The organism is Nocardioides pyridinolyticus (assembly GCF_054653575.1).
Genome location: NZ_BAAIFY010000037.1, coordinates 1 through 26,629, shown reverse-complemented (window position 1 = coordinate 26,629; position 26,629 = coordinate 1). Strand labels below are relative to the sequence as shown.

At 71.3% G+C, this 26,629-nt stretch carries 27 protein-coding genes and 1 pseudogene; 10 read left to right on the top strand and 18 right to left on the bottom strand.

Translation table 11 applies throughout. The features are described from left to right. Positions 1-86: 86 nt before the first annotated feature. The 7 genes from ACYQ0U_RS21230 to aceB all read right to left on the bottom strand — a co-directional run bounded on the left by ACYQ0U_RS21230 (position 87) and on the right by aceB (position 11,413). Complete coding sequence (locus ACYQ0U_RS21230; RefSeq protein ID WP_459975885.1) at positions 87-1,754, bottom strand: sulfatase family protein; 1,668 nt, start codon at positions 1,752-1,754, stop codon at positions 87-89. 324 nt (positions 1,755-2,078) lie between these two features. Next, positions 2,079-4,220 carry an AGE family epimerase/isomerase gene (locus ACYQ0U_RS21225; RefSeq protein ID WP_459975884.1) on the bottom strand — a complete coding sequence of 714 codons (2,142 nt, stop codon included), beginning with the start codon at positions 4,218-4,220 and terminating at the stop codon, positions 2,079-2,081. Between the two features lie 115 nt (positions 4,221-4,335). Next, positions 4,336-6,024, bottom strand: a complete 1,689-nt coding sequence (locus tag ACYQ0U_RS21220; protein WP_459975882.1) for an L-lactate permease — start codon at positions 6,022-6,024, stop codon at positions 4,336-4,338. Between the two features lie 19 nt (positions 6,025-6,043). After that, positions 6,044-7,294 (bottom strand): (Fe-S)-binding protein, encoded by a 1,251-nt coding sequence (locus tag ACYQ0U_RS21215; protein WP_459975881.1) that lies wholly within the window; start codon positions 7,292-7,294, stop codon positions 6,044-6,046. Then, positions 7,294-8,370: an FAD-binding oxidoreductase gene (locus tag ACYQ0U_RS21210; RefSeq protein WP_459975879.1), complete on the bottom strand. Its 1,077-nt coding sequence runs from the start codon at positions 8,368-8,370 to the stop codon at positions 7,294-7,296. The genes ACYQ0U_RS21215 and ACYQ0U_RS21210 overlap by 1 nt, the downstream gene beginning before the upstream one ends. Beyond that, positions 8,370-9,827: an FAD-binding oxidoreductase gene (locus ACYQ0U_RS21205; protein ID WP_459975878.1), complete on the bottom strand. Its 1,458-nt coding sequence runs from the start codon at positions 9,825-9,827 to the stop codon at positions 8,370-8,372. The genes ACYQ0U_RS21210 and ACYQ0U_RS21205 overlap by 1 nt, the downstream gene beginning before the upstream one ends. Beyond that, on the bottom strand, positions 9,824-11,413 hold the full coding sequence (gene aceB, locus ACYQ0U_RS21200) for a malate synthase A (RefSeq protein ID WP_459975877.1): 1,590 nt from the start codon (positions 11,411-11,413) through the stop codon (positions 9,824-9,826). Before aceB ends, ACYQ0U_RS21205 begins: the two co-directional genes overlap by 4 nt. A gap of 123 nt (positions 11,414-11,536) precedes the next feature. On the opposite strand from aceB, the pseudogene ACYQ0U_RS21195 reads away from it, so the two are divergent. The 3 genes and pseudogenes from ACYQ0U_RS21195 to ACYQ0U_RS21185 form a co-directional block, all read left to right on the top strand. Next, a pseudogene (locus ACYQ0U_RS21195) lies at positions 11,537-11,785 on the top strand (phosphodiesterase); the annotation flags it as partial. A 151-nt stretch (positions 11,786-11,936) separates the two neighbouring features. Then, positions 11,937-12,494 carry a metallophosphoesterase family protein gene (locus ACYQ0U_RS21190; protein WP_459975875.1) on the top strand — a complete coding sequence of 186 codons (558 nt, stop codon included), beginning with the start codon at positions 11,937-11,939 and terminating at the stop codon, positions 12,492-12,494. Beyond that, on the top strand, positions 12,491-13,174 hold the full coding sequence (locus ACYQ0U_RS21185) for a ZIP family metal transporter (protein ID WP_459975874.1): 684 nt from the start codon (positions 12,491-12,493) through the stop codon (positions 13,172-13,174). The genes ACYQ0U_RS21190 and ACYQ0U_RS21185 overlap by 4 nt, the downstream gene beginning before the upstream one ends. Here ACYQ0U_RS21185 and ACYQ0U_RS21180 read toward each other — a convergent pair. Further along, positions 13,158-13,841: an acyltransferase gene (locus ACYQ0U_RS21180; RefSeq protein ID WP_459975873.1), complete on the bottom strand. Its 684-nt coding sequence runs from the start codon at positions 13,839-13,841 to the stop codon at positions 13,158-13,160. The genes ACYQ0U_RS21185 and ACYQ0U_RS21180 overlap by 17 nt on opposite strands. Before the next feature lie 29 nt (positions 13,842-13,870). Between ACYQ0U_RS21180 and ACYQ0U_RS21175 the strand changes: the two genes are divergently transcribed. Continuing rightward, on the top strand, positions 13,871-15,031 hold the full coding sequence (locus ACYQ0U_RS21175; RefSeq protein ID WP_459975872.1) for an alpha-hydroxy-acid oxidizing protein: 1,161 nt from the start codon (positions 13,871-13,873) through the stop codon (positions 15,029-15,031). 20 nt (positions 15,032-15,051) lie between these two features. On the opposite strand, the gene ACYQ0U_RS21170 is transcribed toward ACYQ0U_RS21175, so the two are convergent. The 3 genes from ACYQ0U_RS21170 to ACYQ0U_RS21160 are packed head-to-tail and all read right to left on the bottom strand — an operon-like array spanning position 15,052 to position 16,477. Then, on the bottom strand, positions 15,052-15,450 hold the full coding sequence (locus ACYQ0U_RS21170) for an arsenate reductase ArsC (RefSeq protein WP_459975871.1): 399 nt from the start codon (positions 15,448-15,450) through the stop codon (positions 15,052-15,054). Further along, the gene (locus ACYQ0U_RS21165) at positions 15,450-16,121 is read right to left on the bottom strand and encodes an aquaporin (RefSeq protein ID WP_459975869.1); all 672 of its coding nucleotides are present in this window, start codon (positions 16,119-16,121) and stop codon (positions 15,450-15,452) included. Before ACYQ0U_RS21165 ends, ACYQ0U_RS21170 begins: the two co-directional genes overlap by 1 nt. Beyond that, positions 16,118-16,477 carry a metalloregulator ArsR/SmtB family transcription factor gene (locus ACYQ0U_RS21160; protein ID WP_459975868.1) on the bottom strand — a complete coding sequence of 120 codons (360 nt, stop codon included), beginning with the start codon at positions 16,475-16,477 and terminating at the stop codon, positions 16,118-16,120. Before ACYQ0U_RS21160 ends, ACYQ0U_RS21165 begins: the two co-directional genes overlap by 4 nt. 78 nt (positions 16,478-16,555) lie before the next feature. Between ACYQ0U_RS21160 and ACYQ0U_RS21155 the strand changes: the two genes are divergently transcribed. After that, a complete protein-coding gene (locus tag ACYQ0U_RS21155) occupies positions 16,556-16,969 on the top strand; it encodes an ArsI/CadI family heavy metal resistance metalloenzyme (RefSeq protein WP_459975867.1) in 414 nt (137 codons plus the stop codon). Positions 16,970-16,973: 4 nt separating this feature from the next. Here the strand turns inward: ACYQ0U_RS21155 and ACYQ0U_RS21150 are convergent, their stop codons facing one another. The 4 genes from ACYQ0U_RS21150 to ACYQ0U_RS21135 are packed head-to-tail and all read right to left on the bottom strand — an operon-like array spanning position 16,974 to position 18,868. Next, complete coding sequence (locus tag ACYQ0U_RS21150; RefSeq protein ID WP_459975865.1) at positions 16,974-17,876, bottom strand: cation diffusion facilitator family transporter; 903 nt, start codon at positions 17,874-17,876, stop codon at positions 16,974-16,976. Beyond that, entirely contained in the window at positions 17,876-18,187 is a 312-nt protein-coding gene (locus ACYQ0U_RS21145; protein ID WP_459975864.1) for an ArsR/SmtB family transcription factor, read from the bottom strand. The genes ACYQ0U_RS21150 and ACYQ0U_RS21145 overlap by 1 nt, the downstream gene beginning before the upstream one ends. A gap of 24 nt (positions 18,188-18,211) precedes the next feature. Then, positions 18,212-18,670 carry a 5-oxoprolinase subunit C family protein gene (locus tag ACYQ0U_RS21140; RefSeq protein WP_459975863.1) on the bottom strand — a complete coding sequence of 153 codons (459 nt, stop codon included), beginning with the start codon at positions 18,668-18,670 and terminating at the stop codon, positions 18,212-18,214. A 45-nt stretch (positions 18,671-18,715) separates the two neighbouring features. Beyond that, complete coding sequence (locus ACYQ0U_RS21135) at positions 18,716-18,868, bottom strand: hypothetical protein (protein WP_459975862.1); 153 nt, start codon at positions 18,866-18,868, stop codon at positions 18,716-18,718. A 214-nt stretch (positions 18,869-19,082) separates the two neighbouring features. Here ACYQ0U_RS21135 and ACYQ0U_RS21130 point away from each other — a divergent pair, with 214 nt between their 5' ends. Next, on the top strand, positions 19,083-19,793 hold the full coding sequence (locus ACYQ0U_RS21130) for a GntR family transcriptional regulator (protein WP_459975861.1): 711 nt from the start codon (positions 19,083-19,085) through the stop codon (positions 19,791-19,793). 24 nt (positions 19,794-19,817) lie between these two features. On the opposite strand, the gene ACYQ0U_RS21125 is transcribed toward ACYQ0U_RS21130, so the two are convergent. Continuing rightward, positions 19,818-20,378 (bottom strand): sugar O-acetyltransferase, encoded by a 561-nt coding sequence (locus tag ACYQ0U_RS21125; RefSeq protein ID WP_459975860.1) that lies wholly within the window; start codon positions 20,376-20,378, stop codon positions 19,818-19,820. Positions 20,379-20,493: 115 nt separating this feature from the next. Between ACYQ0U_RS21125 and ACYQ0U_RS21120 the strand changes: the two genes are divergently transcribed. Genes ACYQ0U_RS21120 through ACYQ0U_RS21105 form a run of 4 tightly spaced genes read left to right on the top strand, consistent with a single transcriptional unit; the run spans position 20,494 to position 24,115 of the window. Further along, a complete protein-coding gene (locus ACYQ0U_RS21120; protein WP_459975859.1) occupies positions 20,494-21,075 on the top strand; it encodes a TetR/AcrR family transcriptional regulator in 582 nt (193 codons plus the stop codon). 55 nt (positions 21,076-21,130) lie between these two features. Continuing rightward, a complete protein-coding gene (locus tag ACYQ0U_RS21115) occupies positions 21,131-22,273 on the top strand; it encodes an aromatic ring-hydroxylating oxygenase subunit alpha (protein ID WP_459975858.1) in 1,143 nt (380 codons plus the stop codon). Then, positions 22,270-23,199: a 3,5-dioxohexanoate:acetyl-CoA acetone transferase gene (kce, locus tag ACYQ0U_RS21110; RefSeq protein WP_459975857.1), complete on the top strand. Its 930-nt coding sequence runs from the start codon at positions 22,270-22,272 to the stop codon at positions 23,197-23,199. The genes ACYQ0U_RS21115 and kce overlap by 4 nt, the downstream gene beginning before the upstream one ends. Next, positions 23,186-24,115: a 3-hydroxyacyl-CoA dehydrogenase NAD-binding domain-containing protein gene (locus ACYQ0U_RS21105; protein ID WP_459975856.1), complete on the top strand. Its 930-nt coding sequence runs from the start codon at positions 23,186-23,188 to the stop codon at positions 24,113-24,115. The genes kce and ACYQ0U_RS21105 overlap by 14 nt, the downstream gene beginning before the upstream one ends. A gap of 118 nt (positions 24,116-24,233) precedes the next feature. On the opposite strand, the gene ACYQ0U_RS21100 is transcribed toward ACYQ0U_RS21105, so the two are convergent. Both ACYQ0U_RS21100 and ACYQ0U_RS21095 read right to left on the bottom strand, forming a co-directional pair. After that, complete coding sequence (locus tag ACYQ0U_RS21100; RefSeq protein ID WP_459975855.1) at positions 24,234-25,235, bottom strand: sugar phosphate isomerase/epimerase family protein; 1,002 nt, start codon at positions 25,233-25,235, stop codon at positions 24,234-24,236. 28 nt (positions 25,236-25,263) lie between these two features. Beyond that, entirely contained in the window at positions 25,264-26,439 is a 1,176-nt protein-coding gene (locus tag ACYQ0U_RS21095; RefSeq protein WP_459975854.1) for a Gfo/Idh/MocA family protein, read from the bottom strand. Positions 26,440-26,629 lie beyond the last annotated feature (190 nt).

Below are 26,629 nucleotides of genomic sequence, written 5' to 3'. Positions count from 1 at the left end.
GTACTGCACGCGAATTACTGACTCAGGACACTAGCGGCCCCCGTGCGCATCGACGGTGTCGCCCTCCGCGGCACCTGACGACGCACTCAGCGCCAGCCGTACTCAGCATCGACGGCACGCCAGTACCGGCGCGTGAGCGCACGCGCCTGCGCCGCGCTGGCGCTCAGGTCCTCCGGCAGTGCGGCTCGGCACTCGCGGCCGCGGCAGTTGCGCAGCTGGACCCAGACGTCGTGCAGCAGTCTCCGGGCAGGACGGTAGGACGGGGCCTCGATCTTGTTGTGGTTCTGGAGCGGGTCGACGGCGAGGTCGTAGAGCTCGTCGAGACCGGCGCGGTTCACGGTGTAGGAGTAGCGCGCGGTCCGCAGTCCAATCGCGGTGCGACGATCGTTGAACAGCGGCACCGGCCGGCGCCCACCCGGCAGGGCGGACTCGGTCACCACCGCGGTGCTCCACCCCTGATCACCCTCCAGCATCGTCGGGACCCGGCTCATGCCGTCGGGGCGCCGGGGCGGCGCGGCCCGCGCGAGATCGAGGATCGTCGCCGTGACGTCGATCGAGCTGATGGGGTCATAACGGTTTCCGCCGCTGCGCATGCCCGGCCCCGTCACGAGGAACGGGACCCGCAGAGATGGCTCGTGCGCGAAGACCTTCCCGGCACGATGGCGATGCTCCCCGAGGTAGTAGCCGTTGTCCGAGGTGAAGATGAACACCGTGTCGCCCCACGCGCCCGTGTCCTTGAGACGACCGATCAACCGCGCGACCTGGCGGTCCATGACGTAGACGGCCTCGGCGCGCTGCCGGGTCGTGTCGCGCATCCAGGCGCGCTCGCGAGCACTCACCTCGGGGATCTCCCGGATCCATCGCGGTTTGTCGGACACGTCGCGCTCGGCCGGCCCGCCATCGCGCGGCAGTCCGGCGCTGTGGGTGATGACTCGGTCGAAGCGCCCCTGCACCCACCGCGGCCGGGCGGGGGTCCGGAAGTCCCGGCGCACCCCGGTCCGATCGGCCACGAAGGCTGGCGGGTCGCCTGCCTCCCACGGCGCTCCGAAGTGCGGTGCGAAGTAGTTGACGTACATGAAGAACGGCCGGGACTCCCGCGCGAACCGGCCCGCCATTGCCACCGCCATGTTCCCGATCACCGTGGTCGAGTACTGGCCCCGATGGGAGTTGTCGACACGCCCGTTCACGTTGAACGGCATGTCGAAGTAGTGACCCGTCCCCCCATGAACGCCGGGGACACCCTCGTCGAGCGAGGCACGCCAGTCCGACCACCCGCGCGGCACGTAGCGCGACGACGGCCGGCCCGTGACCCGCGACCGCATCGGCCCGTACCCGTTGAGGTACTTGCCGATCAACCCCGTCCGGTATCCCACCGCGGTGAGGGAGGTGGCGATGGTCCGCCGGTCGTCGAAGGCGGCGTAGCCGAAGGGAGCGCCGTGCCACCAGACCCGGTGGTTGTGCGCGTAGGTGCCCGTCAGGAGCGAGGCCCGAGCCGGACAGCACAAGGGGTAGGAAGAGAACGAGTTCCGAAAGGTCAGGCCGTGCCTCCCGACCAGCGCCCTGATGCGGGGCGCGAAACGCAGGTCGCCGACTCGCATGTCGTCGGCGATGACGACCACGATGTTCGGACGCCGCTGTCGGTCCTCGCCGCCGGGCGCGGCGGGAGTCGCCCGCCCGACAGGTCCGCCGGAGAGGAGCAGGAGCGACAGCACCACCAGGACGACGAGCCCGGCAGGGCGATGAGCCTTCGCCATCGACCGACGGTAGAGCGAGCGTGTCGGGCACTGGCCACTGGCGCCCGGCGCTTACCTGAAGATCGGTAGGTGAGGGTCAGCGCCGGCGGAGCCGGTCGGGCGCCCCGCTGCCGGCCGCTCCAGCTCGGGCATCGGCACCGGCCCCGGGACGGCCGGCGCGACCAGTGGGATCGGCACCGGTGGCGGCTCCAGTGGCGTCATCTCCGGCATGGGGACCGGCGGGAGCAGCACCCCTGCGAGCACGACGGTGAGATCGATCAGCACACCGGTGGGACGGGCCGCGGCCGCCGTCGGTTCCGGCGCCTACGTCGGCGTAGCACCACCTCAGCTGCGGCCGGGCCGACTCACGACGCAGTCTCCCGATGCAGCAGTCATGTTGCCCGCCCGGTCCACCGCGGTGGCGGTCACCGTGTACGTGCGCTCATGTCCGCGCTTGCCGAGCTCGGCGCGCACCCACACCCGGCCACCGTGGACCCGGACGTCCGACGGACCACCGCTCGTCGAGGACACCGCGACGTCCAGGTCGGCAAGGCCCGAGCGGGCATCGGAGGCCGTCACGTTCGCGATCGCCACGAACCGGTGGTTCGGCGGCCAGATCCGGCAGCCGGGCTCGGGGAGGCCGGCCAGGACCGGGCCGGTCCGGTCGATCCGCACCTTCACGGTGTGCTCCTCCTCGGCGTTCCCGAGCAGGTCGCGGGCGGCATAGGTGATGACGTAGCGCCCCTCCTCCGTCAGGGTCGTCGAGGCATGGTCGCCCGGACGCACGAAGGCCGTGCCCGGAAGGTTGCCCTTGGCCGGCCGGATCTGTACCCGGATCTCCTTGACGCCGACGAGGTCGTCGACGGCGGTGAAGCGCACGGTGACGTCGCCGCGGTGCCAGCGCGCGTGGTTCGGGGCGGGCACGAGCTCGACGTCCGTGGTGGGCGGCGTCTCGTCCGCCGGCGGCGGGGTGGCTGGCGGGGGCACCTGACCGATGCCGGTGAAGTCCACCGTCACCAGGTCGTGCCCGGGCAGGCCGGCGAGGGGCCCGAGGTCGGTGCGTTCCTGTCCGGTGGCGTCGAACCAGTACGGCCGGGTCTCGGCGACCAAGGACGTGCTCCGTGGGAGCGCGTAGTAGAGGAGCGCCGGCCGCTCCTCCATCGTCCGGCCGTGGAGGTAGAGGATGAGGGCGTGCTCCATGTTGTGGAGCATGTTCTTGCCGAAGGCCGACTTGCGCAGCTGCGTGTCCGCGGGGTTGCGCGAGATCCGGGTGAAGGTCTCCCGGACCGGCGACGCCCGGTCGACGTAGCTGGTGAGGAAGAAGTCCGTGCTGCGGGCCAGACGAGCGGTGTTGGCGAACCCGTCGACCAGGTCGAGCGCCGCCAGCAGCTGGTCGGCCTCGTCGTGGACCCACCAGGCGCTGTCCGGTTCCACGTCGCCCGCGGCGAAGCTCCTCGGGCGGGCGTTCCAGCGCCCGGCCGCGTCGTCCCAGGCGAGGTCCATCACCCGCGCCCGGTCGGCGGCGAGGCCGGACCACGGCCGGTCCGGGAAGAGCTGATCGGCGTTGTGGATCATCGCGTAGCTCTTGATGGTGTGGCCGAAGTCGGTCTGCAGGGCGTTGAAGTTGCCGAAGCGCGCCGTACGACCCCAGAACATCCACCGGTCCGCCTCGTTCGTCGCCGCGGAGTTCTTGTGCCGGTCGATGAGGGCCTGGGTGACGTTGCGCAGGTCGGTGCGGAACTGGTCGTTGCGAGCCGGGTCGCTCAGCAGCCCCACCGCCGGCAGCAGGAACGCTGTGCCGGGGACGAGGTAGTTCGTGATGTCGCCGCCGTTGCTGCCCGTGTCGACCTCGGTGCCGAGGTCGTAGGTCAGTGAGTCCTTCAGCCGGTTGTTCGCAGCGTCGTAGTACGGGCCGAAGACCAGATCCCGGATGGCCAGCAGCTTCGCCTCGACCTCCGGGTCGCGGGTGACGTTGAAGTACATGGCGTACCCCAGCCCGACCGACGCCAGGTCGAAGACGTCCTTGTTCGCCGTGGGATTGACCGGCTGACCACTGGCGTCGAGCTCGGCGAAGTAGCCCCCGTGGACGGGGTCCGCCAGCTTCGCCTCGATCCAGTCCAGCCCCGCGCGGGCGTAGGCCAGGTACACCGGGTCGCCCGTGAGGTGGAAGGCCAGCGCGTAGCCGTAGACACCCCGGCCGAGCGTCGACGCGCCACGGTTCGGCAGCTCCGGCAGCAGCTCGCCCTCGGAGCCGCGCCACGACGGGAAGTTGCCGAGCGGCTCACCCAGTGCCTCCGGCACCAGCCAGTACGGCATCAGGTCGTCGCGGTGGTGCTGCAGCCACGTGTCACCTGCGAGGACCGGGGGGACGTCCGGCTCAGCCGGCGACATGGCAGCAGACCCGCCTGCGGGCTGGACGGCGACGAGGCAACCGGCGACGGCGAGCGCTGCGACTCGCGCCACCCACTTCCCGAGAGAGAGCATCATGACGTGACCCCAGGTCCTGGACGGTTCGTGCCCTCCAGCACACCACCGGGACCGCGACGTCCGCCGTCTTCGGCCAGATATCCCCCAGATGGGCGATGCGTCCTCCGCAGCAGGCCTACTGCGGCACCATCCAGTCCAGCACCGGCGTGGACTGCAGCCCGACGAGGGCGCACATGAAGACGAGCAGCACCAGGCTCCAGAGCAGCACCTTGCGGAAGATGTCGCCCTCGCGACCGGCCATGCCGACGGCGGCGGCCGCGATGGCGAGGTTCTGGGGGCTGACCATCTTGCCGAGCACGCCGCCGGAGGAGTTCGCGGCGGCCATGAGGACGGGGTCGAGGCCGGCCTGCGCGGCGGTCTGCACCTGGAGGGCGCCGAAGAGAGCGTTGGACGAGGTGTCCGACCCGGTGACCGCGACGCCGAGCCAGCCGAGGATCGGCGAGAGGAGCGCGAACGCGCCGCCCGCACCGGCCAGCCAGGCCGCGAGCGAGGAGGTCTGGCCGGACAGGTTCATCACGTAGGCCAGCGCCAGCACCGCCATGACCGTGACGATCGCGGAGCGCAGCTCGACGTACGTCCGGCCGTAGGCCCGCACCGCGGCGCCCGGCGAGACGCGCAGGATCGCGGCGGTGACGATGCCGGCGAGGATCATCAGCGTGCCGGCGGCGGGCAGCCAGTTCAGCGTGAACGTCGTGGTCGCGACCGGCTCCCCCGCCGGGTTGAGCACGTCGAGGCCGGGCCACTCGAACAGGTAGGTCCACGGCTCCTCGGCCAGCGCCTCCTTCACCGCGGTGATGTTGGTGATCGAGAAGATCGCGATGATCACGGCGTACGGCGCGTAGGCCTTGACCACCTCGGTGCGGGTGTCGGCCCTGGGTGGCGCCGAGACGGCGACGCCGCCGCCTCCGGACGGCGACTCGCCCGACCGCGGCTCCGACCGTGGCTGCGAGCGCAGCTCGTCGGTCGGCTTCCAGACCTGGAGTATCAGGACCACGGACGCGGCGGCCACGAGCGCCGCGACGATGTCGGCGAGCGGGACCGAGATGTAGTTGGCGGCCGCGAACTGCGCGGCGCCGAAGGCGATGCCGCAGACCAGCGCGGGCAGCCAGGTGCGGCGCAGCCCGCGCGACCCGTCGACGACCGCGACCAGGATGAGGGGCACGACGATCGCCAGGATCGGCGTCTGCCGGCCGACCATCGCGCCGAGGGTGTCGATGTCGAGCCGCGGGTCGTCGCTGGCCCCCGAGGTCACGGTCGCGAGCGTGGTGATCGGGGTGGCGAGGGCACCGAAGGCGACCGGCGCGGTGTTCGCGATCAGCGCGACCGCGGCGGCCTTGATCGGCTCGAACCCGAGCGCCATCAGCATGACCACGGTGATCGCCACCGGCGTACCGAACCCGGCCAGCGCCTCGAGCAGCGCGCCGAAGCAGAACGCGATGATGATCGCCTGGATCCGCTGGTCGGCGCTGACCTTCTCGAAGGACCGCCGCAGCACGTCGAAGTGCCCGGTCTCGACGGTCAGGTTGTAGACCCAGATGGCGTTGATGACGATCCACAGGATCGGGAAGAAGCCGAACGCCGCGCCCTCGGTGCCGGCCAGCAGCGCCTGCCCGGCGGGCATCTCGAAGAGCACGATCGCGACCGCCAGCGCGACGACGAGCGCGACCACGCCGGCGAGCCACGCGCGGACCTTGAGGCCGCCGAGGAGGACGAACAGCGTGACGAGCGGGATGGCGCCGCACAACGCGCTGAGGGCCAGCGAGTCGCCGACCGGTTCGAGGTTCTGCTGGAACAACTGACTCATCTCCCGAGATGGGCGGGGCCTACAACTGGCGACCCCTGATGGACGCGTCGAGGACCTCGACGGTGTGGGCGAGCGTCATGGGGTGCCCGGACCTCTCGATCGCGGACGCGACCTGCATCAGGCACCCGGGGTTGGCGGTGACGAGCACGTCGGCGCCGGTGGCCACGATGTTGCGCGCCTTGCGGTCGCCGAGCTCGCGCGCGGGCTCGGGGTTGAGCACGTTGTAGACGCCGGCCGAGCCGCAGCACAGCTCGGCCTCGGCGATCTCGCGCAGCTCGAGCCCGGGGATGCCCTCCAGCAGCCGGCGCGGCTGCACCCGCACGCCCTGGGCATGCCCGAGGTGGCAGGCGTCGTGGTAGGCCACGCTCATCTCGAGCGGGTGCCGCTCGGCGACCGGCCCCAGCTCGTCGAGGACCTCGGAGACGTCGCGCACCATGTCCTGGAAGCCGCGCGCCTGCTCGCCGAGCAGCTCGACGTACTCCTTCATCGACGAGCCGCAGCCCGCCGCGTTGACGACGATCCGCTCCACGCCGGTGTCGGCGAAGACCTGCACCAGGCGGCGCGCGTAGTCCCGCGCCTCGTCCGCCCGGCCGTTGTGCACCGACAGCGCGCCGCAGCAGCCCTGCGCCGCCGGGATGACGACGTCGCAGCCCTCGGCCTGGAGCACCCGCGCCGTCGCGGCGTTGACGCCGGGGAAGAACGCGCCCTGCACGCAGCCGGTCAGCATCCCGACGACCATCCGGCGCTCGCCGGTCGCGGGCAGCCGCTCCGCGAGCGGCTCCGCCTTCGAGAGCCGGGGCGCGAGCCGCTCCATCGCGGCGAGCGACGGCGCCACCCGGTCGAGCAGCCCGGTACGCCGGAGCGCCCGGTCGAGCCCGACCCTCTGCATGCCCCGCAGCGGCCCGCGCAGCAGGCGGAGCCGCTTCGGGTGCGGGAACACCGCGAAGATCAGCCCGCGCAGGGCGCGCTCACGCGCCGGCCGCCGGTGCACCTCCTCGACCTCGGCCCGGGTCTGCTCGATCAGGCGGTCGTACTGCACCCCCGACGGGCACGCGGTCACGCAGGCCATGCAGCCCAGGCAGGCGTCCCAGTGGCTGACCATCGCGTCGGTGATCGGCGCGCCCTCGGCGGCCTGCTGCATCAGCTGGATGCGCCCGCGCGGGCTGTCCATCTCCTCGCCCCACAGCACGTAGGTCGGGCAGGTCGGCAGGCAGAAGCCGCAGTGCACGCAGTCGTCGAGGAGCTCGTCCTTCGAGGGGTGGTCCGCCATCAGATGCCTCCCACGAACCGGCCCGGCGAGAGCCGGTGCCCGGGGTCGAACTGGTCCTTGACCCGCCGCATGAGGTCGAGCGCGGGCACGGGTCCCCACACGTCGACGGCCTGCTTCACCTCGGCCGGCGCGTCGACCACGACGACGGTCCCGCCGTGCCGGGCGGCGACCTCACGCAGCCGGTCGACGTGGTCGGGCGAGTCGGCGACGGAGTACAGGACGCCCACCCCGGCCGAGCCCCGCACGCGCGGCCCGGCGGCGGCCAGCACGTCGCGGAGCCCGGACAGCGCGCACGTCACCTTGACCCCGATCTCGCCGGGCTCCCACGGGTAGGTGCCCCACCAGGACGGAGCGGTGTCCGACACCGAGCCCCCGACCAGCGATCGCACGGTCTCGACGCGGGCCTCGACGCCGTCGGGCCGGCCGCCGACCATCACGACCAGGGTCGAGCCGTCGACCTCGACCGCCCACGGCACGGCCTGCGAGTGGATGACGGCGTGCGCGAGGGCGTGCGGGTCCTCGGCGACGGTGCTGACCCACCGGCGCACCTCGGGCTCCGGGTGGAGGCGGAACACCGCCTCGGTGACGACCGCGAGCGTGCCGAACGAGCCGACGACGAGCTTGCCGAGGTCGTAGCCGGCGACGTTCTTCACGACCCGGCCGCCCGCCTTGGCGACGACCCCGTCGGCCCGGACGACCGTGACGCCGATGAGCAGGTCGCGCGCGGTGCCCGCGATCATCCGCTGCGGCCCGGACGCGTTGGTGGCCAACGTGCCGCCGATGCTCGCGCCCGGCACGGTCTCGTCGAGCGCGAGCCGCTGGCCCTCCTTCGCCACGTGGGCCGAGACGTCGGCGAGCCGGGCACCGGCCTCGGTCTCGACGATGAGGTCACCGGACTGGTGGTCGAGCACCCGGTCCATCGCGCTGAGGTCGACGACGAGGTCGGCCTCGACCGGCAGACCCCAGTCCTGCTTGGTGCCTCGCCCCCGGGGCACCACGGTCAGCCCGCGAGCGGCGGCGTCGCGCAGCACGTCGGCCACCTCGGCGGTGGACGTCGGGTGCGCGACCTCGGTCATCAGAAGATCTCCGCCAGCCCGGCCTGCTGGGCCGGGTGGGCGCCCTTGTGCCGACCGGGCACCTCGCCGCACAGGCGTGGGGTCGGGAAGACCTTGCCCGGGTTGGCGATGCCGGCCGGGTCGAACGCGCACCGCACCAGCTGCATCGTGTCGAGGTCGTCCTCGGCGTACATCCTCGGCATGTACCGCGCCTTGTCCATGCCCACCCCGTGCTCGCCGGTGATCGAGCCGCCGTGCCGGATGCACAGGTCGAGGATCGCGCCGCTGACCTCTTCGGCCGCCTCCGCCTCGCCCTCCTTCGACTCGTCGAAGAGCACGAGCGGGTGCAGGTTGCCGTCGCCCGCGTGGAAGACGTTGGCGACGCGCACGCCACGCGAGGCCGAGAGCTCGCCCATCGCCCGCAGCACCTCGGGAAGCGCGGTCCTCGGGATCACGCCGTCCTGGACGATGTAGTCGGGGCTGATCCGGCCGACGGCGGCGAACGCCGACTTGCGGCCCTTCCAGATCAGCGCCCGGTCGACGGGGTCGGTGGCGACCCGCTGGTCGAAGGCGCCGTTGACCGCGCAGAGCCGCTCCACCGCGTCGTACTCCGCGGCGACCTCGGCCGCGGGACCGTCGAGCTCGATGACCAGGACCGCGCCCGCGCCGTCCGGGTAGTTGCAGTGCACCGCCTCCTCGGCGGCCTCGATCGCCAGCGCGTCCATCATCTCGATCGCGGCCGGCACGATGCCGGCCGCGATGATCGCGGAGACCGCGGCGCCGGCCGCGTCGGTCGAGCGGAAGCCGACCAGGATGGTGCGCACCTCCTCGGGCAGCCGGGTGAGGCGCACCGTCACCGAGGTGACGACGCCGAGCGTGCCCTCGGAGCCGACGACCGCGCCGAGCAGGTCGTAGCCGGGGCTGTCCGGCGCCATCCCGCCGAGGGGCACGACGTCGCCGTCGGCGGTCACGAAGTCGGCGCCGACCACGTGGTTGGTGGTGAAGCCGTACTTGAGGCAGTGGGCGCCGCCGGAGTTCTCCGCGACGTTGCCGCCGATCGAGCAGATCTGCTGGCTGCTGGGGTCGGGTGCGTAGTAGTAGCCGTGCGGGGCCGCGGCCCGGGTCACGTCGAGGTTGATCACGCCCGGCTCGACCACCGCGCGCTGGTCCTCGGGCCGCACCTCGATGATCGCGCGCATCCGAGACGTCACGACCAGCACGCCCTCGGCGTGCGGCAGCGCACCGCCGGAGAGGCCGGTGCCCGAGCCGCGGGCCACGAACGGCACGCCGTGCTGCGCACACGCCTGCAGTACGGCGGCCAGCTGGGTCGCGTCCTCCGGGATCACGACCAGCGCGGGGACGACGCGGTAGTGCGCCAGGCCGTCGCACTCGTAGGTGCGCAGCCGGGCGGGGTCGTCGATGACCCCGTCGGGCGGGACGACCTCGCGAGCGCGCCGGGCGACGGCATCGAGGGTCATGGCATCCGCTCGTAGGCGGAGAGCGTGAGGAAGTCGGCGTACTCCTCGGACAGCGCCATCTCGGCGTAGAGCTCGCGCGCGTCCTCCCAGCGCCGGCCGTCCTCCCCGAGCTCCTCGCGCGCCTTGGCGAGCTCCTCCTCGATCATCCCCTCGACCAGCTCGTGGGTGACCTTCCGGCCGCCGGCGAGCACCTCGCCGTTGTGCAGCCACTGCCAGACCTGGCTGCGGGAGATCTCCGCCGTGGCGGCGTCCTCCATGAGACCGAAGATGCCGACGGCACCACCTCCGCGCAGCCAGGACTCGAGGTAGCGGAGGCCGACGGCGACGTTGTTGCGCAGGCCGTCCTCGGTCGCGTCGCCCGGCGTCGACTTCACGTCGAGCAGGTCGGCGGCGGTGACGTCGACGTCCTCGCGGAGCCGGTCGCGCTGGTTCGGCTTGTCGCCGAGCACCTTGTCGAAGGCGTCGCGGCAGGCCTCGACCATGCCGGGGTGCGCGACCCAGGAGCCGTCGAACCCGTCGTTCGCCTCGCGGGTCTTGTCCTCGGTGAGCTTCGTGAACGCGAAGGCGTTGCGCTCCTCGTCCTTGCTCGGGATGAACGCCGCCATGCCGCCGATCGCATGCGCGCCGCGCTTGTGGCAGGTGCGGACGAGCAGCTCGGTGTAGGCGCGCATGAACGGCACCGTCATCGTCACCGAGTTGCGGTCCGGCAGCACCCAGTCGTCGCCGCGGGTGCGGAAGCACTTGATCACGCTGAACATGTAGTCCCAGCGACCGGCGTTGAGGCCGGCCGAGTGCTCGCGGAGCTCGTAGAGGATCTCCTCCATCTCGAACGCCGCCGGGTAGGTCTCGATCAGCACGGTGGCGCGCACGGTCCCGCGCGGGATGCCGAGGAGGTCCTGGCCGAGCACGAAGGCGTCGTTCCAGAGCCGGGCCTCGAGGTGGGACTCCATCTTGGGGAGGTAGAAGTACGGTCCCTGCCCCCGGTCGATCTGGAGCTGTCCGCACGTGGCGAGGTACAGCGCGTAGTCGACCAGGCTCCCCGACGTCGGCTCACCGTCGACGAGGATGTGCTTCTCCGGGAGGTGCCACCCCCGCGGCCGGACCACGATCGTCGCCTGGGGACCGTCGTCGAGGTGGTACTCCTTGCCCTCCGGGCTGGTGAAGTCGATGTTGCCCGTGATCGCGTCGAGCAGGTTGAGCTGGCCGCCGACGACGTTCTCCCACAGCGGGGTGTTCGCGTCCTCGTGGTCGGCGAGCCAGACCTTCGCGCCGGAGTTGAGCGCGTTGATCGTCATCTTCCGGTCGGTCGGTCCGGTGATCTCGACCCGACGGTCGACCAGTCCCGGCGCAGGTTCGGCGACCCGCCACGCCTCGTCCTCGCGGATGGACCGGGTCTCCTCGAGGAAGTCGAGGCCCCCGCCGTCCGCGATCGCCCGGACCCGCTCGGCCCGCCGGGCCAGCAGATCCTGCCGCCGCGGCTCCAGCTCGCGGTGCAGCAGAGCGATCAGCTCCAGCGCGCGGTCGGTGAGCACCTGGTCGTACCTGTCGTGCAGGGGTCCTGCGATCTCGACGCCGTCAACTGCCACGTGGTTCACCTCTCCGAGTCCGAGCCTCCCAGAGGAGAGTGACCCGCGTCACGTGCATGGAAACCCCCTCTTGTGGGGAGAGACCGCGTCCATGGGGTGATCCCTGGTCGCTAACGTGGCCCCGTGCAGCGCGTGCAGCTCGGCCAGTACCCGCGCCCCGGACACGTCGTTGCCCACCTGAGCGACCCGCACCTGCTGGCCGCCGGGGCGCGCCAGTACGGCGTCGTGGACACCGCGGCGGGGCTCGAGCTGGCCCTCGCGCGGCTGTCCCGGCTCGAGCACCCGCCCCAGGCGCGGGTGTTCACTGGCGACCTGGCCGACGAGGCCGAGCCCGGGGCCTACTGGCGACTGCGCGAGATCGTGGAGCCGGCGGCGGCCGCGATGTCCGCCGAGGTCGTCTGGGTGATGGGCAACCACGACGAGCGGTCGGCGTACGCGCGCGAGCTGTTCGACGAGACCCTGCTGGACTCGGGGGCGGACGCCCCCCCAGGACCGCGTACACGACGTCGCCGGCCTGCGCATCGTGTCGATCGACACCAGCGTCCCGGGCTACCACCACGGCGAGCTGACCGACGACCAGCTCGGGTGGCTCGCGGACGTGCTGAGCACCCCGGCGCCGCACGGCACGCTGCTCGCCCTGCACCCCCCGCCGATCCCGGTCCCGCTGATGCCGGCGGCGGAGGTCATCGAGCTCGACGACCAGCACCGGCTGGCCGGGGTTCTCACGGGCACCGACGTGCGCTGCATCCTCGGCGGCCACCTCGACTACTCGACGTACTCCACCTTCGCGGGCATCCCGGTCTCGGTCGCGTCCGCCACCTGCGACACCACCGACCCGGCGCCGCTGGAGCGGTTCGTGTCGGGCGTGGACGGTCACCAGGCGATGACGATGGTCCACGTGTACGACGACCGCATCGTGCACACGGTGGTCCCGGTCGACGAGGCGGAGGAGGTCAGCGGCTACCCGTCCGACGTCCGGGCGCAGATCGAGGCGCTGTCGCCCGAGGAACGGCGTGAGCTGCTGTCGCGCAAGGACTCCCCCGTTTACACCGGAGAGATCGAGATACCGGGCTCCCTGTGACCGCCGCGTTCCTCTGGGGCCTGCTCGCCGCCGGCTCCCTGCTGATCGGCCAGGTCCTCGCGAGGCCGCTCGGGCGGTCGCGCCGCACGGTCGGCCTGATGATGGCCTTCGGCGCGGGCACCTTGATCAGCGCCGTCGGCTACGAGCTGATCCCGGAGGAGAACCTGGAGCTCGGCTGGGAGATCGGCGCCGCGTTCCTCCTCGGCGCACTCGTCTACTACGTCGGCGCGCGGCTGGTCGACCGCGGCGGCTCCTCCGGCGTCGCGCTGTTCCTCGGCGCGCTGCTGGACGGCATCCCGGAGTCGTTCATCCTCGGCCTCGGGCTCGCACTCGGCGGTGAGATCAGCCTGGCGTTCCTCGCCGCCGTGCTGCTCTCCAACACCCCCGAGGGCCTGGCCGGCACCGACGACATGCTCGCCGCCGGCGTACCGGAGCGGCGGATCACCACGATGTGGGCGGGGCTCACGCTGGTCTGCGGCGTCGCGTCGCTGGCCGGCTACCTCGTCGCCGACAGCGCGTCGCACACCGGCGAGATCGCGAGCGCGTTCGCCGGGGGCGCGGTGCTCACCATGCTCGCGGACTCGATGGTGCCGGAGTCCTACGAGCGCGCCGGCCGGATCGCCGGCCTGCTGACCGTGCTGGGCTTCCTCGTCGCGGGAGTCCTCAGTTCGCTTCAGTGAGGTCGCCCTCGCCGAGATGACCGCGGACGATCGGCCGCAGGTCACCACCCGCGCCGACCCAGCCCACGCCGGGCTCGAAGCGCCGGAGCACCTTCGCGGGCGCGCCGCCCACGACGCTGTGGTCGGGGACGTCGCCGCGCACGACCGAGCCGGCCGCGACCACGACGTTGCGGCCGATCGTCGTGCCGGGCAGCACGATCGAGCCGTGCCCGATCCACGAGCCGGCGCCGATCCGGACCGGCTGGTGGGCGCCGAACTGCTCGCCGATCGGGAGGTCGGGGTCCTGGTAGCCGTGGCTGGCGTCGCAGACGAAGACGCCCTGGCCGAACCAGACGTCGTCCCCGATCTCGATCGAGTCGTGCGCGACCAGCGTGCTCCGCGCGCCGATCACGCACCGGTCGCCGATCACGAGTCCGCGCTCGGGGACGCCCGGGTCGCCCGGCCCGTAGCCGACCGACAGCGTGACCTGCCGGCCGATCAGGGTCCTGGCGCCGATGTGGATCGACTGCGTGCCCATGAGCGTCGCGACCGGGAAGCCGATCGAGCTGTCGGCGCCGAAGCTGCCGAACCCCTCGGCGGTGCGCGTGCCCGGCACGATCGTGCCGACGCGGTCCAGCCAGCGTGCGCCACCGACCACGGCGGCGTTCACCAGGCGCGCGAGGATCACGAGCCGGACACTAGTGCTTGGATACGCGCATGCCGGACTACGCCGACTTCCAGATCGGGCTCTACTTCGCTGGGCTGGGCGGCGAGCAGCCGGCGTACCCGGTCACGTTCGCGGGCCTGGAGGAGGCCGCGCAGCAGAAGATGGAGCACCGGCTCTGGGACTACGTCGCCGGCGGCGCGGGTGACGAGCACACCCAGCGCAGCAACGTCGCGGCGTTCGAGCGCTGGGGCATCCTCCCCCGGATGCTCTCCGGCGCGGCCGAGCGCGACCTGTCGATCGAGCTGCTCGGGATGACGCTCCCGACGCCGGTCTTCCTGGCGCCCATCGGCGTCATCGGCGTGATGACCGACGACGATCAAGGCGACCTCGCCACGGCCGCCGCGGCGGCGAGCAGCGGCGTGCCGATGGTCGGCTCGACGCTGATGCAGGACCCGCTGGAGGAGGTCGCCGTCGCCCTCGGCGACACCCCCGGCCTCTTCCAGCTCTACACGCCCAACGACCGCGAGGTCGCCGAGAGCCTGGTGCGCCGGGCCGAGGCCGCCGGCTACCGCGGCATCGTCGTCACGCTCGACACCTGGACGCTCGGCTACCGTCCGCGCGACCTCCAGCACGCGACGTTCCCGCAGCTGCGCGGCTACTGCCTGGCCAACTACTTCACCGACCCGGTCTTCCGCTCCCGCCTCCAGGCGACGCCGGAGGAGGACCCGGGTGCGGCGACCCTCCACTGGGCGATGAGCTTCGGCAACCCGACGCTCGGCTGGGACGACCTGGCCTGGCTGCGCGACCTCACCGACCTGCCCCTGCTGCTGAAGGGGATCTGCCACCCCGACGACGTACGCCGGGCCAGGGACGCCGGGGTCGACGGCATCTACTGCTCCAACCACGGCGGTCGCCAGGCCGGCAGCGCCCCGGCGCTCGAGCTGCTGCCCGCGGTGGTCGACGCCGCCGAGGGCCTGCCGGTGCTCTTCGACTCGGGCGTCCGCTCGGGCGTCGACGTCGTCAAGGCGCTCGCCCTCGGCGCGACCGCGGTCGGCATCGGCCGGCCCTACGGCTACGGCGCCGTGCTCGGTGGCGCGCCGGGCATCGAGTTCGTCCTCTTCTGCCTGCTCGCGGAGACCGACCTGACCATGGGCCTCAACGGCTACCGCACGGTCCCCGAGCTCACCCGCGACGTGCTCATCCGGTGCTGAGGCCCATCCGGTGACGACGCTCATGCCGTCAGCTCCGCCACCAGCCCCTCGACCCGGCGCCGGATCTCGTCACGGATCGGGCGCACCGCCTCGATCCCCTGGCCGGCTGGGTCGTCGAGGACCCAGTCCTCGTAGCGCTTCCCGGGGAAGATCGGGCAGGCGTCGCCGCACCCCATCGTGATGACGACGTCGGCCTCGCGGACCGCCGACTCCGCCAGGAGCTCCGGGGTCGCGGCGGCGATGTCGATCCTCTCCTCCGCCATCGCGGCGACCGCGGCCGGGTTCACCCGGTCGGCCGGCTGCGATCCCGCGGAGAGCACCTGGATGCGGTCGCCGGCGAGGTGCCGGAGGTAGCCGGCGGCCATCTGCGAGCGCCCGGCGTTGTGCACGCAGACGAAGAGCACGGTGGGACGGGACATCACGCCTCCTGCGGGGCCGGATGGAGCAGCACGACCAGCGCGGCGCCGACGGCGCCGCCGATCAGCTGCATGAGGACGAAGGCCGGGACCGAGGCGGGGTCGATGCCCGCGAACGTGTCCGACAGCGTGCGGGCCAGGGTGACGGCCGGGTTGGCGAAGCTGGTCGAGCTCGTGAACCAGTACGCCGCGGCGATGTAGCCGCCGACCGCGAACGCCACGGTCTCGATCCGTGCCGAGCGCAGCGTCCCGAAGACGACCACGACCAACCCCAGCGTGGCGACGACCTCGGCGAGCAGCTGTCCGGAGCCACCGCGCTCGGTGCCCGAGAGCGAGACCGCATCGAGGTCGAACATCAGGTTCGCGACGACCGCGCCGGCCAGGCCGCCCGCGACCTGCGCGAGCACCAGCGCGCCCGCGGTCGTGGTGTCGATCCGACCGAGGGCCCGCTCGACCATCGTCACGACGGGGTTGAACGAGGCCGACACCGGCTGCAGGGCCAGGATCAGCGCGACCAGGACGGCTCCGGTGGCGAGGCTGTTCGCCACCAGCTGCAGGCCGGTGTCGCCGGGCGAGAGGCGCTGCGCGGCGATGCCGGAGCCGATGACGGTCGCCACGAGGAACGCCGTGCCGACCAGCTCAGCCGTCGCCCGGCGTACGAGCGGCGGGGTCACGCGCTGACGCCGCCGAGCAGCGTGGCGAGGTCGCCGAGAGCGGCCGCGTTCACGCGGTAGTAGACCCACACACCGCGCTTCTCGCGGTCGAGCAGCCCGGCCTCGTGGAGCAGCTTGAGGTGGTGGCTGATCGTCGGCTGCGAGAGGTCGAAGGCGTCGTTGAGGTCGCAGACGCACGCCTCGCCGTCCGCGTGCGACGCGACCAGCGACAGCAGGCGGAGCCGGACGGGGTCCGCGATGGCCTTCACGAGCGGGGCGATGCGCGCAGCGGCCTCGGCCGACAGCGGCTCCCGGGTGACCGGCGAGCAGCAGGCCACCGCCTCGACCGGGGTGAGCTCGAGCAGGGACTTCGACATACGTCGATATTGACAGATCCCTATGTCCCGGTCCAGCCTGGCAGTACATCGATATCCATCTATGTCTTAGGAGGCACCATGTCCCGCATCCAGCTCGCGCTCAACGTCGACGATCTCGACGCCTCGATCGCGTTCTACTCCCGGCTGTTCGCCAGCGAGCCCGCCAAGGTGCGGCCCGGCTACGCGAACTTCGCCGTCGCCGAGCCCCCGCTCAAGCTGGTGCTCATCGAGAACCCGGGCCACGGCGGGTCGGTCAACCACCTCGGGGTCGAGGTGGCCGACACCGACACCGTCGACGCCGAGCAGACCCGACTGGCCGCTGCGGGATTCGCGGCGACCGAGGAGCGCGGCACGACCTGCTGCTACGCGAAGCAGGACAAGTTCTGGGTCGAGAACGCCCCGGACGGGGAGCGCTGGGAGATCTACACCGTCCTGGCCGACAGCCCCACGCCCGACGGGGTCTCCGCGCCGGCGGCGGCCTGCTGCGCCTGAGCGGTCACCAGTTCGTCTCCTCGCACTCCCGGGTCGCCCGGGCCTCGACCTGGAGCGTGGCGTGCTCGACCGCGTGCTTCTCCCTGAGCACGCGGCGGGCCCGGTCCAGGACGCCCTGCGGGTCACCCCCGTCGGCGAGCACCAGGTGCGCGGTGGCGACGTGCATCCCCGAGGTCAGCGTCCACACATGGAGGTCGTGCACGTCCGCCACGCCGGGTACGGCGGCGAGGTCGACGACCAGGTCGTCGACCGTCATCCCGTGCGGCACGTGCTGCCCGAGCACCGCGAGCACCTCGCGGCCGAGAAACACCGCGCGAACGGCCACGAAGGCGCCGATCGCGAGGGCGACGACGGTGTCCCACCACCCCTGGCCGGTGAGGGCGACGAGCACGCCGGCGGCGATCACGCCGACGCTGCCGGCCGCATCCGCGACCACCTCGTAGTAGGCGCCCTTGACGTTGAGCGACTCCTCCGAGCCTCCGCGCAGCAGCACCATCGACACGACGTTGACCGCCAGGCCGATCGCCCCGACCACCAGCATCGGGCCGGCCTCGACCTCGACGCCGGTGCCGAACCGGCCGATCGCCTCGACGACGACGTACACCGCGACGCCGAGCATGATCAGCACGGTGAAGCCGGACGCGAAGATCTCGGCGCGGTAGGACCCGTAGGTCCGCCGGCCGGTCGTGTCCCGGCGGGTCGCGATCTTGGTGGCGGCGAGAGCGGCTCCCAGCGCGACCACGTCGGCCGCCATGTGGCCCGCGTCCGAGATCAGCGCGAGCGAACCGGACAGCAGGCCGAAGACCAGCTCGACCACGAAGAACGCACCGACCAGGCCGAAGGCCGTCGCCAGCCGCCACCGGTGCCGACCGCCGGCGTGACCCCCGTGCGAGTGCCCCGCGCCCATCAGCCGACCTCGCCGAGCACGCGGTCCGCGGCCGTGAAGACGTCACCGAGCGGGACGCCGTCGACGAGGGCGAACACCGAGGCCCGACCCTGCGGCGTCGACGTGACCAGGCCGCCGTCGCGCAGCACGGCGAGGTGCTTCGAGACCGTGGACTGAGCCAGGCCGAGGTGCTCGACCAGGTCGACCACGCGGTGTGGCCCGAGCTCGAGGTGCCGCAGGATCGAGAGCCGGGCCGGCTCCCCGAGCACGCGGAAGAGCGTCGCCATGGGCTCCAGCTCCCGCTGATCGTCGACCAGCGCTTTCATCGCCATGCGACGATGCTAGCGGATCCGGAGTCACCAGCTCCCGCGCGGCGGGGGCGTGATCGAGAAGCGGATGCGCTCGCCGGCTCGGGCTTGGGCCAGCTGGTCCAGGTCGATCGTCTCGACCACGCCGATGACGGGGTAGCCGCCGGTCACGGGGTGGTCGCGGTGGAACACGATCGGTCCGGACGGTGGGACCTGGATCGATCCGAGCGCCACGCCCTCACTGGCGAGCTCGCCTCCGACTGCTCGTTCGAGCTCCGGTCCGTCGAGGCGGATCCCCACGCGGTTGCTCGCCGGCGTGATCGTCCACGGATGTGTCGTCAGCCGGACCAGCGCGTGCGTGGTGAACCAGTCGACTCGATGATCGCCTGTTGCGCGAGGCTGAGGCTGGCCACCCGCTCGCGGACGGTGTCCTCGAGCCCGAACTCGGCGAGGGCGGCGCGAGCGCGCCGCTCCTCTGCCTTCCAGTCGATCTGGGTACCGCCCCACCGGGGCTCGACCAAGAAGGATGGGACCGCGCTCCGGCGCCGATCGTCATCCAACGACGTGACGGCGAGGCACTCGGTTGGGAATGTCGTCGATGTTCTCGGCGGTGATCAGGCGGATCGGGACGTTCTGCTCCACGGCCTCCTCGCCGGCCAGCATGCGGTTCATGTTGTCCATGGCCGCCCAGGCGCCCCACTCCATGGCGCCGCCGATCGAGGCGGTGATTGTTCACACATTCTGCAATCACTTCATTGGAACATTTTACAATCTCGCTCCGTAGCGGTACAGACGTCCGATCGCCGTCAACGGCAGGCGTCAACGCCTTCGTCTCGACGTGGTTGACCACGCACCGGATTGTTCACGTAAACTCGGCAGGGGTGAGGCGCGAGGGATCCCGACCACACAAGGAGGCCAGATGAGTGTCGCGACGGATCAGCTCATCCAGGACCTGTTCGACGGCCCGGACGCGAAGCCCGCGCTGGCGAGCACGGGCGAACGAGTCGCCGACCTGCTGCGCGGGTACCTGATCCAGGGGCGGATCACGCCGGGCACCCGGATGTCCGAGGAGGCCTTCGCGCGCGCCTTCGCGGTCTCCCGCAACACCTTGCGCGAGGCATTCCGGCTCCTGGCCCACGAGGGCCTGCTCGTTCACGAGCTCAACCGGGGCGTCTTCGTCCGGGAGCTGACGCGCTCCGACATCGAAGGCATCTACCAGTTCCGACGCGTGCTCGAGCTGAGTGCCGTCCGGAGCGCGGAGACCCATTCGCCCGCGCGACTGTCGGCGGTCCGGCTCGCGGTGACGGAGGCCCTGTCAGCCGCCGAGCAGGAGGACTGGCACGCCGTCGGCACGGCCAACATGAACTTCCACCTCGCGATCACCGCCTTGGCGGGGAACGCGCGCATGGATGCCGCGATCCGTCAACTGCTGGCGGAGATGCGGCTCGCGTTCTACGTGATGGACCCGGTGAAGGACTTCCACGCTCCGTACCTGCCGGTCAACGTCGACATCTGCGAGCTGCTGGAGCGGGGCTCGTGCGACGAGGCCGCCGACCGGCTGGAGGCCTACCTGGACACGGCGTGCCGCCAGTTGCTCGAGGCGTTCGAGGCCCGCGGGTGGGGATCGTGACGGCGCGCCCGGCTCACCCCTCGCTCACAGGCTGCGGACGACGTGGGCCGGGCTGCCGACGGCCACCACATCGGCCGGGAGGTCACGCGTGACGACCGAACCTGCGCCGACGACGGTGTTGGCGCCGATGGTGACTCCGGGGCAGACGATCACGCCGCCGCCGAGCCAGACGTTGTCGCCGATGGCGATCGGCTCCGCCGCCTCCCACTTGTCCCGCCGCGGGCCCGGCTCCAGCGGGTGGGTGGCCGTCAGCAGCTGGACGTTCGGGCCGATCTGGACGTCCTCGCCGACCACGACCTTCGCGACGTCGAGCACCACCAGGCCGAAGTTCGCGAACGACCGGGCGCCGAAGCGGGTCTGATAGCCGTAGTCGCAGCGGAACGGAGGCCGGATCTCCGCCCCGGGCCCGTACTCGCCGAGCAGCTCGGTGAAGAGCGCGCGGATCGCGTCGCCGTCGGTCGGGTCGCTGGTGTTGATGCGGTGCGTCAGGGACTGCGCACGCCGGGACTCTGCAGCGAGCTCCCGGTCGTCCGCGATGTACAGGTCGCCGGCGAGCATCCGCTCGCGCATCGTCTTCTCCGCCACTCGGACGAACGTACCTATCGCTTCACCGCCCACCCAAGTCCCGCCGACCCTCAGATCCCGGATGCCGGCGCCTCGCCATCGCGCGGTCGAGCGCGAGTCGTTCTAGGGTGCGGTCGTGGCGAGAACATCGGACGACCCGGCCGGGCCCGGCCGACAGGCGCGGATCCTGGACGCAGCCCTGGAGCTGCTCGCCGCGGGCGGGATCTCCGCGGTCAGCATGCGCGCCGTGGCTCGCGAGGCCGGCGTCTCGCTCGGCCTGGTGAACTACCACTACGACGACAAGACCAGCCTGCTCGCGGCGGCGCTGCGCCGGGTCGAGCAGCAGGACCTCGCGATCATCGACCCCGACCCGGACCTGTCGCCCGAGCAGCGCCTCCGCGCGGCGCTCCGCAGGGTCGCCGAGGCCGAGTTCCTCACGACCGCCTACCTCTCGCTGCGCCTCCAGCTCTGGGCACTGGCGAGCGCGCATGGAGACTTCGAGCAGATCAACACCGAGGCCCAGAAGCGCTATCGCGCCGGACTGACCGCACTCATCCGCGAGGCGCGTCCCGATCTGGCGCGCGCCGAGTGCACCCGGCGCGCCGCCGACATCGACGTGATCCAGAACGGCGTCTGGCTGACCGCCCTCCTCGGCCTCGACCAGGCGTCGATCCGGCGAAGCATGGCGCGGTGCGAGGAGATCGCATTCGCTGACTGAACGTCCGTCCAGATCGCTCTTGAACGATCGTTCAAACAAGGCTTACGCTGCCGGCATGAGTCTGTTGACGTCACAGGACGTGGACCGCGTCGGCTCGGGATACGACGAGGACCCGGCCCGGTCCTGGTCGCTGCGCGCTGAGGCCTACACCGACCCGGCCTGGGCGGAGTGCGAGGTCCGGGCGATCTTCGCCCGCACCTGGCAGTGGATCTGCCACGTCGAGACCCTGCGCGACCCCGGCAGCTACGTCTCCGCGACCGTCGGCGGGATGCCGGTCGCCGTGGTGCGCGACCGGGACGGTGGCCTGCGGGCGTTCTACAACGTCTGCAAGCACCGCGCGCACGAGCTGCTCACGGGGGCCGGCACGACGCGCAACATCGTCTGCCCGTACCACGCCTGGACCTACAGCCTGGACGGCCGACTGAAGGCCGCCCGTCGCGCCGACCGGATGGAGACCTTCCACAAGTCCGAGGTCTGCCTCGACCAGGTGCAGGTCGAGGAGTTCGGCGGTATGGTCTACGTCAACCTGGACCTCGGTGCCACCCCCCTCGGCGAGCAGGCCCCGGACCTGGCCGCCGAGATCGGGCGCTGGGCGCCGGACGTGGCGCAGCTGACACACGCGAAGCGGCTCACCTACGACGTGGCATCGAACTGGAAGAACGTCATCGACAACTTCCTCGAGTGCTATCACTGCCACATCGCGCACAAGGAGTTCGTCGACCTGGTCGACATGGACACCTACGAGGTGCGCACCCACGGCATCTGGTCCAGCCACTTCGCCGAGGCCGGCAAGCACGCGAACACCGCCTACGACGTCTCGGGCGCATCGGTCACCGAACACGCGGTGTGGTGGCTGTGGCCGAACACCTGTCTGCTGCGCTATCCCGGCCGCGGCAACTTCATGGTCTTCCAGGTCCTGCCCGACGGTCCCGACCGGACGCTCGAGACCTGGGACTTCTACCTCGAGACGCCGGAGCTCGAGCCTGCCGAGCTGGAGTCGGTCGCCTACATCGACGACGTGCTCCAGCAGCAGGACATCACCATCGTCGAGAGCGTCCAGCGCGGCATGCGCACCCCGGCGTTCGACCAGGGACGCATCGTCTACGACCCGGAGGGGAGCGGACTGTCCGAGCACGGCGTCCACCACTTCCACGGACTCGTGCTCGGCGCCTACCGATCCTGGGCGGAGCGGTCATGAACCGCCCGGCGCTCATCACCTGCGCGCCCACCGGAGGCATCCACACCCCGACGATGTCGCCGCACCTGCCGGTCACGCCCGACGAGATCGCCGCCGCGTCCATCGAGGCGGCAGAGGCAGGTGCCGCGATCATCCACCTGCACGCGCGCGACCCCGAGACCGGCCAGCCGGACCCACGGCCGGAGCTGTTCCTCGACTTCATGCCGCAGATCAGCGCCGGATGCGACGCGGTCCTCAACGTGTCCACCGGCGGCGGCCTCGGCATGACGCGTGAGGAGCGCCTGCGGGCCGCCGTCGCCACGTCGCCGGAGATGGCGTCGCTGAACGTGGGGTCGCTGAACTTCGGCATCTTCCCGATGCTCGAGAAGTACTCCGAGTGGAAGCACGACTGGGAGCCGGCGTTCCTGGAGATGACCCGCGACTTCATCTTCCGCAACACCTTCGCTGATCTCGAGTACGTCGTGAAGGAGCTCAATCACGGGCACGGCACGCGCTTCGAGTTCGAGTGCTACGACCTCGGCCACCTGTACAACCTCGCGTGGCTGATCGACCAGGGCTGGCTGGAGCCCCCGTTCTTCGTGCAGATGGTCTTCGGCGTACTCGGCGGTGTCGGCGCCGACCTCGACAACCTCCAACACATGCACACGATCGCCGAGAAGCTGTTCGGCGACAGCTACGAGTGGTCGGTGCTGGCCGCGGGCCGGCACCAGATGCGGTTCGCCACCCAGGCCGCCATGCTCGGCGGCAACCTACGGGTCGGCATGGAGGACAGCCTCTTCCTCGGGCCCGGCGAGCTGACGCCGTCGAACGCCCACCAGGTCCGCAAGATCCGCGGCATCATCGAGGCCCTGGGACTCGAGGTCGCGACCCCAGCGCAGGCGCGAGAGCGCCTCGGTCTGAAAGGACCCGACCGTGTCACCTTCTGAGCCGCGGCGCCACGTCGCCGCCCTCGGCGGCGGGCTGATCGGACGGAGCTGGACCGCACTGTTCCTGGCGGCCGGACGCCCGGTCGCCGTGTTCGACCCGGATCCCGGCACCGAGGATCGCGTGCGGGAGGCTGTCGCGTCCGCGTGGCCTGTGCTGCAGCGACTCGGGCTGACGAGCGACGACTCGCCGCGGGCGGAGCTGACGACCTGCACCGACCCCCGCGAAGCCGTCGATGGTGCGGCCTTCGTCCAGGAGAGCATCCCCGAGCGGATCGGCCTCAAGCACGAGCTGTACGCCGCCATCGAGGACGTGGTCGCCGAGGACGCCGTGGTGGCCTCATCGGCGTCCGGGCTCACGCTCACCGAGCTCCAGGGTGGCTGGGCGGACCCGTCCCGCCTCGTGCTCGGGCACCCGTTCAATCCACCTCACCTGATCCCGCTCGTCGAGGTGATGGGCAACGAACGGACCGCCCCGGGCGTCGTCGACGCGGCCCGCCGCTTCTACGAGTCGGTCGGGAAGGTGACCATCGAGGTGCGGCGCGAGGTGCCCGGGCATGTCGCCAACCGCCTCCAGGCCGCATTGTGGCGAGAGGCGATCCACCTGGTCCGCGAGGGCGTCGCGTCCGTCGAGGACGTCGACACGGCCATCTCCTCCGGCCCCGGCCTCCGGTGGGCGGTGATGGGTCCGACGCTGCTGTTCCACCTCGGCGGCGACGACGGCGGGCTCGCGACCTTCTGCGAGCGGTACGCCGACAGCTTCAACCGCTGGTGGGACGACCTCGGCGACCCGCGACTGGACGCCGCGACGACGGAGCTGCTGGTCGCGGGACTCGGGCGCCACCTGGCCGACGACGCCGACCTGGTCGCCCGGCGCGACGCCGTGCTGGCTGAGGTCGTCGCGGCGACGCACGGCTGAGCGGCACGTGAGCACGGGGGTGCGGCCCCACGAGTATCGAGCTCGGCGACGCTTGCCCTCCCCGTCCCCCCGAAGGTATCCACCACCATGACGAAGGCGAATCCAAGGATGGGTCAGCTCACCGCAGCCCGACCATCTCGGCGGCGGCGAAGAGCACGCCGGCAGCCTCGGTCAGACCCTCGACGCGCCCCAGGCTGGTGTCTTCGTGCTCGATGTTCACCCACATGTTCGGGTCGATCTTGTCCAGCTCGACGAGCCAGCGCGACCAGAACTCGACATCATGGCCGCGGCCGAGCGCGACGAAGTCCCACGCGGACTCCTTCGGCCACTCGTTCGCCCACTCGTCGCCGCCGAGGTTGAGGCGATCCTCGTCCGGGTCCAGGCGGCGGAAGCGGTTGTCCAGGACGCCGTAGAGGGCGGCAGCCGGGTTGATGCGCACGTCCTTGGCGGCGGCGTGGAAGACGAGTTCGCCGAGGTCGGCCGTGACGGCGACCGGGTCCATCTGCTGCCAGAACAGGTGGGAGGCGTCGAGCTCCACACCGATGTTCGTGGCGCCGGTGAGCTCGACCAGCTTGCGAATGTCGAAGGGGTTGAAGACCAGGTTCTGGGGGTGCAGCTCGAGCGCGACCTTGACGCCGTGGTCGGCGGCGCGAGCGTCGATCTCCGTCCAGAACGGAACGGCGACGTCCCACTGGTGGTCGAGGATATCGAGCGCGTACGAGTTCCAGGCGTTGACGGCCCAATTGGGACGGGTCGCGCCGGGCTCGCCACCCGGTAGGCCGGACATCGTGACGACACGGCTCTGGCCGAGTCGCTCCGCGAGGCGAATCGACCGGCGGACGTCTTCGGCATGGGCATCACCGACCACGGGGTTCGGGTGAAGCGGATTGCCGTTGCAGTTGAGGCCCGCGATCTCGACCCCGGTTCCGGCGAAGATCCCGAGGTACTCGTCTCGGGCGGTGTCGGAGACGAGGATGTCGTCGAACGTCGGGATGTGCTTCGGCGGCAGGAAGCCGCCCGAGTTGATCTCGATGCCGCTCAGGCCGATCGATGCGATCACCTCGAGGGCCTCGGGGAGACTGCGGTCGTGGAGGATCGCGTTGTAGACGCCGTAGCGCATGGGGTTCTTCCTTCCGATAGCGCAGGCCCTAGACGATGACGGGACCGCCGCCGTCGACGGCAGACTCGGTGACGGCGGCGAGGATCTTCATGTTGTGGAGCCCGTGCGCGAGCGACGGCACTGGCGGGAGCTTCCCCAGACCGGCGACCTGGTCGAGGAAGGCACGCGACTGCCAAGCGAAGAGGTCGTTCTGCCCGTAGCCGACGGACGGGAAGTCCATCGCGATGCCCTTCGCGATGCCGGGGTGCTGAGGACCGACCAGGACCTCCCGACGCCCGTTCGTCTTCCCGTCGGGTCCTTGATCGGCGAACCCGAACACACCGGGGTGGTTGAGGTCGAACGACGCGCAGCCGGCTCCGCCGTACACCTCGAACCCGAGGCCGTTGGGGAGCCCGTGGTGAACACGCGAGATCGAGAAGGTGCCCACCGCGCCGTTCTCGAAGGTCGCGGTGAAGGTGGCGATGTCCTCGTTCTCGACCGGCGCGGTCTCCTCGGAGACCGCGCCCCCGGCATGTCCGACCGTCGCGCCCACCGGCAAGGGGCGCTCGGTGGTGAAAGTCTGGAAGACCGCTCCCCTGACCGACGTGATCGGCCCACAGATGTACTCACCGAGATCGACCAGGTGCGAACCGATGTCGGCCAGGGCGCCCGAGCCGGGGCCGCCCTGGTAGCGCCAGCTCATCGGGTTGGCCGGGTTCTGTGCGTAGTCGCACCAGTAGTGGCCGTTGAAGTGCCGGACATCGCCGATCGCGCCGAGCTCGACCTGCTCCCGGATCGCGTTGATGCTGGGAGTGCGGCGGAACGAGAACCCGACGCCGGACTGACCGGTGGCGGCCTCCGCGGCGGCGACCATGGCCGTCGCGTCTTCCACCGAGGGCGCCATCGGCTTCTCGCACAAGACGTGCTTGCCGGCGGCGAGGAGGGCCTCGACCACGGGCCGGTGCAGCTCGTTGGCGATCGCGACGGAGACGACGTCGACGTCGTGTGCGTCGACGATGGCCTCCCACGACGTCTCGGCGCGCTCGTAGCCGAACCTCCGAGCGGCATCCTCGGCGAAGGGCGCGTAGGCATCGGCGATGGCGACCAAGCGCACCTCGGGGAGCTCGAGGTCGTACAGCTGCGCGGCGGTGCGGTAGCCCGCAGCGTGGGCCCGGCCGACCATGCCGGCCCCGACGACCGCGATGCCGAGAATGTCGTTGCTCATGTCCGCCTCAGTTCTCGCTCCGTGGCCTGGGCAGCCGCCAACAGCAAACCTCGCGGATCATGACCTGTCAATAGATTGTCCGGACATATAGTCGAGCTAATCGGTCGTAGCCCTCTTCGTACACAGCAGCCTCGTGCGGCCGAGACGCCAGCCGGACCTCGCGGTCACGCGTCGATCGCGGCAATTTTCG

Excerpts from the sequence above, each read along its gene's own strand:
- ACYQ0U_RS21230 (WP_459975885.1), bottom strand. The coding sequence starts at position 1,754 with ATGGCGAAGGCTCATCGCCCTGCCGGGCTCGTCGTCCTGGTGGTGCTG.
- ACYQ0U_RS21225 (WP_459975884.1), bottom strand. The coding sequence starts at position 4,220 with ATGATGCTCTCTCTCGGGAAGTGGGTGGCGCGAGTCGCAGCGCTCGCC.
- ACYQ0U_RS21220 (WP_459975882.1), bottom strand. The coding sequence starts at position 6,024 with ATGAGTCAGTTGTTCCAGCAGAACCTCGAACCGGTCGGCGACTCGCTG.
- ACYQ0U_RS21215 (WP_459975881.1), bottom strand. The coding sequence starts at position 7,294 with ATGGCGGACCACCCCTCGAAGGACGAGCTCCTCGACGACTGCGTGCAC.
- ACYQ0U_RS21210 (WP_459975879.1), bottom strand. The coding sequence starts at position 8,370 with ATGACCGAGGTCGCGCACCCGACGTCCACCGCCGAGGTGGCCGACGTG.
- ACYQ0U_RS21205 (WP_459975878.1), bottom strand. The coding sequence starts at position 9,827 with ATGACCCTCGATGCCGTCGCCCGGCGCGCTCGCGAGGTCGTCCCGCCC.
- ACYQ0U_RS21175 (WP_459975872.1), top strand. The coding sequence starts at position 13,871 with ATGCCGGACTACGCCGACTTCCAGATCGGGCTCTACTTCGCTGGGCTG.
- ACYQ0U_RS21170 (WP_459975871.1), bottom strand. The coding sequence starts at position 15,450 with ATGTCCCGTCCCACCGTGCTCTTCGTCTGCGTGCACAACGCCGGGCGC.
- ACYQ0U_RS21160 (WP_459975868.1), bottom strand. The coding sequence starts at position 16,477 with ATGTCGAAGTCCCTGCTCGAGCTCACCCCGGTCGAGGCGGTGGCCTGC.
- ACYQ0U_RS21155 (WP_459975867.1), top strand. The coding sequence starts at position 16,556 with ATGTCCCGCATCCAGCTCGCGCTCAACGTCGACGATCTCGACGCCTCG.
- ACYQ0U_RS21150 (WP_459975865.1), bottom strand. The coding sequence starts at position 17,876 with ATGGGCGCGGGGCACTCGCACGGGGGTCACGCCGGCGGTCGGCACCGG.
- ACYQ0U_RS21145 (WP_459975864.1), bottom strand. The coding sequence starts at position 18,187 with ATGGCGATGAAAGCGCTGGTCGACGATCAGCGGGAGCTGGAGCCCATG.
- ACYQ0U_RS21135 (WP_459975862.1), bottom strand. The coding sequence starts at position 18,868 with ATGGAGTGGGGCGCCTGGGCGGCCATGGACAACATGAACCGCATGCTG.
- ACYQ0U_RS21130 (WP_459975861.1), top strand. The coding sequence starts at position 19,083 with ATGAGTGTCGCGACGGATCAGCTCATCCAGGACCTGTTCGACGGCCCG.
- ACYQ0U_RS21115 (WP_459975858.1), top strand. The coding sequence starts at position 21,131 with ATGAGTCTGTTGACGTCACAGGACGTGGACCGCGTCGGCTCGGGATAC.
- kce (WP_459975857.1), top strand. The coding sequence starts at position 22,270 with ATGAACCGCCCGGCGCTCATCACCTGCGCGCCCACCGGAGGCATCCAC.
- ACYQ0U_RS21100 (WP_459975855.1), bottom strand. The coding sequence starts at position 25,235 with ATGCGCTACGGCGTCTACAACGCGATCCTCCACGACCGCAGTCTCCCC.
- ACYQ0U_RS21095 (WP_459975854.1), bottom strand. The coding sequence starts at position 26,439 with ATGAGCAACGACATTCTCGGCATCGCGGTCGTCGGGGCCGGCATGGTC.